Annotated in this window: 8 protein-coding genes and 1 pseudogene; 4 read left to right on the top strand and 5 right to left on the bottom strand. The window is 65.4% G+C overall.

The window, feature by feature from the left end; all coding sequences use genetic code 11:
* Positions 1–127: 127 nt before the first annotated feature.
* The 3 genes from ACIO6U_RS36365 (at position 128) to ACIO6U_RS36355 (ending at position 1,971) form a co-directional block, all read left to right on the top strand.
* Positions 128–274 carry a hypothetical protein gene (locus ACIO6U_RS36365; protein WP_391052790.1) on the top strand — a complete coding sequence of 49 codons (147 nt, stop codon included), beginning with the start codon at positions 128–130 and terminating at the stop codon, positions 272–274.
* Positions 264–848, top strand: coding sequence for a DUF6262 family protein (locus tag ACIO6U_RS36360; RefSeq protein ID WP_401725772.1), 585 nt, complete (start codon positions 264–266; stop codon positions 846–848). Before ACIO6U_RS36365 ends, ACIO6U_RS36360 begins: the two co-directional genes overlap by 11 nt.
* Positions 849–927: 79 nt before the next feature.
* Positions 928–1,971, top strand: a complete 1,044-nt coding sequence (locus ACIO6U_RS36355; protein WP_401725769.1) for a S66 peptidase family protein — start codon at positions 928–930, stop codon at positions 1,969–1,971.
* Positions 1,972–2,091: 120 nt separating this feature from the next.
* On the opposite strand, the gene ACIO6U_RS36350 is transcribed toward ACIO6U_RS36355, so the two are convergent.
* The 3 genes from ACIO6U_RS36350 to ACIO6U_RS36340 all read right to left on the bottom strand — a co-directional run bounded on the left by ACIO6U_RS36350 (position 2,092) and on the right by ACIO6U_RS36340 (position 3,476).
* Entirely contained in the window at positions 2,092–2,382 is a 291-nt protein-coding gene (locus ACIO6U_RS36350; protein ID WP_401725767.1) for a hypothetical protein, read from the bottom strand.
* On the bottom strand, positions 2,382–2,630 hold the full coding sequence (locus tag ACIO6U_RS36345) for a hypothetical protein (protein ID WP_401725765.1): 249 nt from the start codon (positions 2,628–2,630) through the stop codon (positions 2,382–2,384). Before ACIO6U_RS36345 ends, ACIO6U_RS36350 begins: the two co-directional genes overlap by 1 nt.
* Before the next feature lie 90 nt (positions 2,631–2,720).
* Positions 2,721–3,476: a hypothetical protein gene (locus tag ACIO6U_RS36340; protein WP_401725763.1), complete on the bottom strand. Its 756-nt coding sequence runs from the start codon at positions 3,474–3,476 to the stop codon at positions 2,721–2,723.
* Between the two features lie 316 nt (positions 3,477–3,792).
* Here ACIO6U_RS36340 and ACIO6U_RS36335 point away from each other — a divergent pair, with 316 nt between their 5' ends.
* Positions 3,793–4,263 (top strand): VOC family protein, encoded by a 471-nt coding sequence (locus ACIO6U_RS36335; RefSeq protein WP_401725760.1) that lies wholly within the window; start codon positions 3,793–3,795, stop codon positions 4,261–4,263.
* Between the two features lie 1,269 nt (positions 4,264–5,532).
* On the opposite strand, the gene ACIO6U_RS36330 is transcribed toward ACIO6U_RS36335, so the two are convergent.
* Both ACIO6U_RS36330 and ACIO6U_RS36325 read right to left on the bottom strand, forming a co-directional pair.
* Positions 5,533–6,225: a methyltransferase domain-containing protein gene (locus tag ACIO6U_RS36330; protein ID WP_391052773.1), complete on the bottom strand. Its 693-nt coding sequence runs from the start codon at positions 6,223–6,225 to the stop codon at positions 5,533–5,535.
* A gap of 73 nt (positions 6,226–6,298) precedes the next feature.
* Positions 6,299–7,762 (bottom strand): annotated as a pseudogene (locus ACIO6U_RS36325) (NF041680 family putative transposase); the annotation flags it as partial.
* Positions 7,763–7,842: the final 80 nt, after the last annotated feature.

Here is a 7,842-nt window from a genome sequence, read left to right as displayed (position 1 = left end):
CCAGGCCACACCCCGCCCCCGCTCATCCACCCGAAACAACTGCACAACCCCAGCACAACCAAGATCAAAAAAACCATGATCATCGGCACGTCATAAGATCACCGCGTTCACGACCGTCGCCGACACGATGCGCGACCGGCTCTGCAAGCTCCCCCAGGACGAGCGCGAGGAGATCGAGGAGGCCAGCTCGATCCTGCGGAAGGTCCGGGCCACTCGGGACCACAAGCTGCTGCCGCTGACCGTGATCCGCGAGGAGGCCTCAGATTCCTGTTGAGACATCCCAGAAGTCTTCTCGGACACCTGCTGAGGTCCTCAAAGCCGCACGTCAGCGGGACAGTGCAGACAAGCGGGGACGCGTCCTGAAGGCTGTCCAGGACATGCTCCGGGACAAGCGCCCCGTCACTTTTGCCGCGGTCGCCCGGGAAGCCGGCGTCTCCAGCTGGCTCGTCTATGCCCCTGGCCTGCGTGAACGCATCGATCAGGCACGGGTCCGCCAGGGTGCCCAAGGCCACCAGGACCAGCAGAGCGGGCGGAAGGTCTCCACCACCAGCGAGCAGACCGATCTGCTTCTCGTTCGACAGGAGATCAAGCGGCTCCGGACCGAGAACGGCCAGCTGCGGCAACAAGCCCGCACCCATCTGGGACAGCAGGTCGAACAGCTCGGCAACCACGACCTGGTCGACCGCGTGAACGAGCTCGCGGAGGAGAACCTCCGGTTGTCCACGGCAGAACGGCAAGCGACCACTCAGAATGCGGAACTGCCGCAGCGGGTCGCCGAGCTCGAAGATGACCTCGCCGCCGCCCGCACCAGCCTCCGCCGCATGATCCGCAACGAGAATCGTCCCTGATCCAGTGCGTCACGGCCAGCCGATGGCACCCCGAGAAAAGCCCTGCGGCGGCGGAGCCGTTGACGACTACGATCACCCGATGACGACCCTCCGATACCCCGCCAAGCCCCACCCTGGAGATCGCGTTGCGGTCCTCTCCCCCTCGTCCGGCCTGCCCGGGCTCCTGCCCATGCCCTACGAACTGGGACTACGCAGGCTCCAGAATGACTTCGGGCTGGAGACGGTGGAGTACCCCACGACTCGCCGGATGGGCGCGACCCCACAAGAACGCGCCGCCGATATCCACGCGGCCTTCGCCGACCCCCAGGTCAAAGCAGTGATCTCCAGCATCGGCGGCGACGACCAGATCAGCGTGCTCCCGCACCTCGACCGCGGTCTTCTCCGCGCCAACCCCAAGCCCTTCTTCGGCTACAGCGACAACACCAACCTGCTGATTTTCCTCCGGAACCTAGGCATCGTCGGCTACCACGGTGGTTCGGTAATGGTCGAGCTCGGACGGCCCGGCGCCATGCACCCGCTGACCGAAGAATCCCTCCGGGCGGCCCTGTTCACGTCGGGCGAGTACGAGCTCACGCCCTCCAAAGCTTCCGGAGACGTCAACCGCTCCTGGGAGGACCCGCAGACGTTCGAAGCCGAACCGGAGATGGAACCCGCCGGGGGATGGACCTGGAACAACGCTGACCGGGTAATCGAAGGGAGCAGTTGGGGCGGCAACCTGGAGATCCTGTCCTGGTTGCTGATGGCCAACCGCGAAATACAACAGGCCGACACCTACTCCGGCAACGTCCTCTTCCTGGAGACATCCGAAGAAATGCCGGGAGCAGAGGAGGTCTACCGAATTCTGCGCAACATGGGCGAACGCGGACTCCTCCGCCAGTTCCTGGCGCTACTGATGGGCCGGGCCAAGAGCTGGTCATTCGAACAACGGCTGACCGTCCAGGAGCGAACGGACTTCCGGCAGCAACAGCGCGAAGCCGTCCTGCGGGCACTCAGCCAGTACGCCCCCGACACGATGACGGTGTTCGACGTCGACCTGGGCCACACAGACCCGCAGATCGTCATCCCCTACGGCGGTCGTATCCGAGTCGACGGCCCAGCACGTCGAATCAGTGTCACCTACTGATCCATCCGCTGGGTTCTGCGGAACGCACTTCTTGGGCGTTCCAGGCACTGATCAAGATCGCGGACATCCCGGTGAGACGCGCACTCAATCGCTCTGCCAGCAGGCCGTACCTAACGTGCATCACACCATCGCATGCCTGTGAACTGCATAAAGACCTGCGCAACCCCAGATAATGATGGTCCGCAGCGCGGTGACGAAGTAGACGACGCGGACGTCGTCGACGTCGTCGCGGTAGTCGCGCAGACCCGGATGCGAGCCGGGGATCGGGGTGCCGGCGTCGGGGTCGACGGACAGCACCGCCAGGGCGCGGTCCAGGGCGAGCAGTTCGGCTTCGTCGGTCTGGGCCTCGATCTGCTTCTCCGCAGACTCCGAGAAGGTGATCCTCGCCCGCGGGTGGGAGTGCCGTGGCATCAGGCGACGTGGCCGCGGGCGGCGTGGAGCTGCGCGAGCTTGCGTTCGCGCAGCTCCTCCCACGGCGTGCAGTCCTCGGGGTCGGGCAGGCCGTTGAGCGCGATGTCCTCGAGGACGGCGGCCGGGCGGTCGGCGTCCTCACGGGTGCGGGCCGCGTACGCGCGCAGCGCCTCCGCGCCGTCCGGTGTCAGCGCCTCCCGGCCGGGCGCCGGTGTCGGGGCGGCTTCGTCGTGTTCAAGCTCGCTCATCTTCGACTCCAGAAGCTTTGGTCCGTCCACGGTAGCGCCGTATGCCTTGTCACCGGGACGAGTTGGTATACCGCTGGCCGAAGCGGATCGTCAGGTGCGTCGGAGTGCGGGGAAGCGGTCGTACTTGGGATCCCCGGGGTGCACGACGGACTCGATGCGCTCGGGTGGGACGGGCTCGAAGTACAGAACGTCGGCATCGGCCTCCTCGTTGCCCAGCGCCTTCCCGACGAAGGTGTTGATCAGCGACTTATAGATACGGTGCTTCCCCGGGTCGGACAGGTCCAGCAGCGCGGTGACGATCGTCGGCCTGCCCATGGTGCGCAGCTTCCGTCCGATCTCCGGGTGGGTCTCGCAGTACAGCCAGTAGATCGCCTCGCCGCCCCAGAAGGTCAGCAGCCGCTCGCCGCTGTCGACGTTGTGCACCATCGCGGCCTCGGACAGGGTGAAACACACCTGATCAGCTCGTCTCCCCCACCGGCTGGGCTGGGGGGTGAGGCAGTTCTTCTCCCGGATGAGGGTGTGTTCTTCGGCGGTGAACAGCCCGCGCTCGTACGCCTGGTCCAGCCGCTCGTTGACGAGGTCGACGGTCAGGAGCCGCAGTCCCTGGGCACGGACGGCGTCGTCCTCGTAGTCGAGCAACCGCGTGCAGTGCCGCGCCCGGACCAGGCACCCGCTCAGCAGCCGGCGCGCCTGGTCCTCCTCGTCGTACAGGTCGAGATCCACCGAAAGGGTCACGTCATCGAGGTGCGCGTCGTCCGCGAGCCGACGCACGACGTCGGCGAAAGGCGCGGGCCAGGTTGTGGGGTCGTCGACGTCAACAACCGGCTGCGCGGGAGAAGAACTCACCCCGCCGATTCTGCCGTGGCCGAAGAACGGATGTCGCCCCTGCGGGGCGCGGGGTGGTCGACCCGGCTCTTCCGAAAATCCCGGCGCCGACCATTTCACTCTGAAAAATAGCCATGAAAACTTCAAATAGCTACTTAGAGAACATAAGACTCATATCGGGCACCACCTCACGGTGTCTGGTCTCGGCATCGCTCAGTCGACTCAACGGCAGAGGTCGGAGGCGCAGGTCCTGCTGCTCTGCCATCAGCCCCCCACCTGGCCAGGGCTTTCCTCCGGTGCCCGCTCGTCACCGCAGCACTGGGATATGTTTGGTTCCATGTCGATCCGTCATATCGTAGTGGAATGTAGCAGTCCACTGATGCAAGCTAAATTCTGGCGCGCCGCGCTTGGCCTCTCCGAGGTTCAAAAAGAGAATTGCCTGATCAAACTTCCCGGCACAGGAGATGGGTGCGCCATTTTTTTCACCGAAGTCAGTGGTGATCGACCTACACGGGGCCCGTTTCTTCTCCGGCTCGCTCCGGACACAGGGACGCTTTCTGACGAAGTCAGACGTCTTACCGGTTTAGGCGCCACCGTCATCGAAAAAGTTCACCAGGGCTGGGGGATCGGCCAGGTCACCATGTCGGATCCGGAGGGGAACGAGTTCTTTGTCGAATCCGGCGACCACGAAGTAAAAGAAGCAGAATCAAGAATGTCAGGGAGTCGGAAGTCCGAAGATCAATTCTGGGAAGGCGTGGAGCCTCAGATTTCCGGTGTTTCCTACTCCGCCAGGATCACCATCCCGTGAGGACCGAGGATTTCTAAGATTATTGACGGGTCATGCCGTAGATTGCGTGAACGGCTGTTGGGGTGCGGCCGGGCGGAACTTGCCCGTATCTCCAAGCCGCACCCCTCTCTCAGCTCCGTGACGGCCGTTGAGAACGTCTCACTCGCAGGGCCTGGTGACCTTGTTTCCGTAGTGAGGTGTTCCGGCGACTTGAGCGCCAACCTGGATCGTCAGGGTAGAAAGTACCTGGTAACTTGCGTTACCCCGGCCGCTCGGGCACCCGTAAGGTTTTGTGTTGACCTTCTTGTTCGGGGTGCAGGGGCCCCACCCCGAATCTCCGTGGGCCACGGTTGCTATCGTGCCCGTGGGAAAGACCTTTTCCAGGTCAGTTGTCACACGGCACGCATCCGGGGCGGGACTAGTGCATTTGGTGATCCAACTCGACCCGTAGAGAGGGCCGCCGCTTACAACGAAGAACGGGTCTTCGATGTAAGCGTCGCATCCGATATTAACCTGCGGGCCAACTATCTCAGTTGAGATCTTGATGCCCGGCGTCGAAGTTGCGGAAGCATTTGTGGCGAGTCCTGTGAGCGGGACCGCCAAAAGCAGGGCGACGCTTCCCTTGAGGATGGTGCGAGTCGAAATCATTCTTCTCCTTGTCTCCGCCTGCTGAATTAACCCTCTGTGCGGCGGGGCGTGTATGACTCGGAAGAAGTTAGTGACAAGCGACTCGATCACACAAGGTGAAGGCGTCATTTGGCTAGATGACGATTCGGAACAACTGCCTCCGTTTCATCCGCCAACCTGCCTCTTCATGGTGGTTGCATCAATTTATCTTTCCCCGTGCTTGGCTTGATTTTTTGCATCTCCCGATGTGTTCTTGTTGGAATTTGGACTATCGAAACCTTGACCACCAACGTTCGGTGAGCAGGGGTCTCGCGCGAGCCCCCTGCTCACGCAGCGCTCCGTTTATGGCCTCCCGGACGCTTGCCCGGGTCTGGGAGTGGAGGGCGAACAGAGAAGTAGCCCGGCTAAGTTGCTACCCAGGAACGCGGCGCTGTGTGTATGAGGTGCAGCGCCGTTGCGGTGCCCCGAGGTGGGAGGGGCGTTACATCGCTTCCGGGTGAACTCCGCCCGCTCCAGGCCCTCGTGGATCTGCCCCCGCGCCGCTGCTGGCGGGCGGTGTGCGGGCTGGGTGTTGGTCAGTCGTTATGCCCGTACGGTCCGGCCGATGCCCTGCCAGGTGAACGAGCCTGTTTACTGCTTTAGCTTGTCGTTTAACCTCCGCCCTCATGGATGCTCGGCTGCGACGATCAAGAAGTTGGGGAGGTGGACGTAGCTCTCGATGCCGGGTTCGGTGTCCGCTGTCTCCCGCGCGATGTCGGGTTCGAGGCCCGGCTCGGCGATCTCGCGCAGTCGGCATCCGAGCGCGGCCAGTTCGTTGAGGTAGGCCGAGATCGGCCGGTGGAAGTCGGTTGCGTGGGTGAGGCGGATCTCGTACTCCTCCAGGTACCGGCGCAGGCGGTACTCCCCATGTTTGCGCCAGGTGGCGAGCAGTTGCTCGAAGGCGGGGTGGTTGACCGAGAACAGGAACAGCCCGCCAGGTCGCAGGGCTTGCACGCAGGCTCGCATGGCGGGCTTCCAGTCGGGGATGGCGGGCAGCACCATGCTGCAGACGACGGCGTCGTACCCGCTGCCCAGGTCTGGTAGCCGGGTCAGGTCGGCTTGGATGTAGTGGATGCCCTGCTGGAGGGCAAGCTCCTTCTCCTGGTTGTAGGTGAACATCGCGTCGGTGGGCTCGACGCCGGTGACGTGGGCGCCGCGAGTGGCCAGCATGCGGCTGAAGTAGCCCTGGCCGCATCCGGCATCCAGGACGCGTCGGCCCCGCACGTCACCGAGCATGCGCAGCAGCACCGGGTTGATCAGATGGCGTTTGGCGAAGTCGCCGTCCGGCTCCATCGCCTCCATTGCCTCGCGGGGCATGGTGTTCCACTGCTGGACGGCGGCTTCGTTGTTCGGATGTGTGGTCACCGGCGGGAGCGTAGTCCGGCTGGCGGCGCGGCTTAGCTCCTTTTTGGTGGTGGGCCGGGCGGGCATATGCCTCACCGGTGGCCAGGACACGTCCGACGTCGTGCCGTGCTACCGGTCGGCGGTTCTTCGAGCCGGGCGGTCGGCCGGGTCCGGGGCGGGTGGGTTTCGGTGCACCGGCCGGCGAACCCGTTCTCGTGCGGAGGTTCCGGAACCCACGCCGGACGCGAGCGGGCGTGAGCTTGTGCGGGGGCGCTGGCTTCTCCCAGGGCCGCCGCAGGTCGGTGGCGAGGGGGCGGGCGAGGCGGAGTTGGGTGTGGGCGGCGATGATCAGCCAGGTCCAGCGATCTGCGGCGGCCGAGTCGCGGAGTCGGGGCCGGGTCCAGCCGAGGGTCTGTTTGAGCATGCGGAAGGTGTGCTCGATGTCGAAGCGTCGCAGGAACGCCTGCCAGCAGCGGTCGATGTCGGCAGGGGTGGCGCCGGTGCGTGACCACCAGAGCCAGACCGGCTTGTTCACCCCGCCGGAGGGCAGGTGTTCGACGGCCAGGCGGATGACGGTGCCCTCGATGACCGGCAGCGGACCGTCGTGGTCGAGCCAGGCGGCCCGCTGGGTCAACCTGGGGTGCAGCCGGTCCCACGCCTGGGCGGTGGCCTTGCCGTAGAGGCGGGTGTCGGTGACCGTGACGGTCTGTTCCTGGCCCCAGGTGGCGGGGTCGCCGAAGACGAACTCTCCGCCGTGCTTGGGTAGCCGCCCGCCCTTCGGGTGGGCCCGGTAGAACTCCTCCCACGAGGGCGCCGGGCCGCGCATCACCCGGTCCGACCGGGTCCGGCCCAGGACCTCGACCGGCAGACCGGACAGCAGGTAGGCGATGCGCGGCGCGTCGTAGCCTGCGTCCAGCACAATCAGGATGTCCGGATCACCCTCGGTCCACTGGCCCGCCGCGACGAGCCGTTCGATCACCTCACGGACCTGGCGGGCGGTGACCGCCGCCAGGTCGGCGCCGGGCGTGAGACGGACCGCGTCCAGGATCGCGGACCAGGAAGTGCGGCCGGTCTCCAGCGCGACGACGACCGAGTACGGCCAGCCGGGCATCATCTGGTGCTTGGCGTTGCCGCGGCCGTAGGTGTGGCAGAACGAGCGGTCCGGCACGGTCCCGGCGTCGGGTCGAAGCCACGGCGAGACGTCCACGGCCAGGACCAGCCGCCCGTCAGCCGCCCGCGGCAGCGGCACCCCGGCCAGAACCCGCCGCAGTCGGCCGACATCGAGCCCGCCGCGGTTCAGGCCCGCGTAGAGGGAACCGTGACCCCGGCGGTGTTCCGGTGCCAGCGCGAGGTCGACCAGCGACCGCACCGGCCCGTCCGTGCACAGCACGGCGTCTGCCAGCTCGAACAGCGCGTCCGCGCGGGCGGTCAGACAGTCATAGAAGTCGGTCCGGAACCGGGACAACACGGTCAGGGACTCGACGCGTACAGCGTCGTGCAGCAGACTCACCCTCGCGGCCTTGGCGTGATCAACAGCGTCTCGACAACGCACATGATCACACCAAGGCCGCACTGCTGTCGTCCCGGCCC

This window comes from Streptomyces sp. NPDC087422, assembly GCF_044744145.1.
Lineage (GTDB): Bacteria > Actinomycetota > Actinomycetes > Streptomycetales > Streptomycetaceae > Actinacidiphila.
The sequence above is the reverse complement of the archived record's forward strand: the minus strand, read 5'-3'. Positions and strand labels throughout refer to the sequence as shown.

Coding starts and splice junctions, on each gene's coding strand:
- ACIO6U_RS36330 (WP_391052773.1), bottom strand. CDS start 6,225: ATGCCCCGCGAGGCAATGGAGGCGATGGAGCCGGACGGCGACTTCGCC.
- ACIO6U_RS36345 (WP_401725765.1), bottom strand. CDS start 2,630: ATGAGCGAGCTTGAACACGACGAAGCCGCCCCGACACCGGCGCCCGGC.
- ACIO6U_RS36355 (WP_401725769.1), top strand. CDS start 928: ATGACGACCCTCCGATACCCCGCCAAGCCCCACCCTGGAGATCGCGTT.
- ACIO6U_RS36350 (WP_401725767.1), bottom strand. CDS start 2,382: ATGCCACGGCACTCCCACCCGCGGGCGAGGATCACCTTCTCGGAGTCT.
- ACIO6U_RS36365 (WP_391052790.1), top strand. CDS start 128: ATGCGCGACCGGCTCTGCAAGCTCCCCCAGGACGAGCGCGAGGAGATC.
- ACIO6U_RS36335 (WP_401725760.1), top strand. CDS start 3,793: ATGTCGATCCGTCATATCGTAGTGGAATGTAGCAGTCCACTGATGCAA.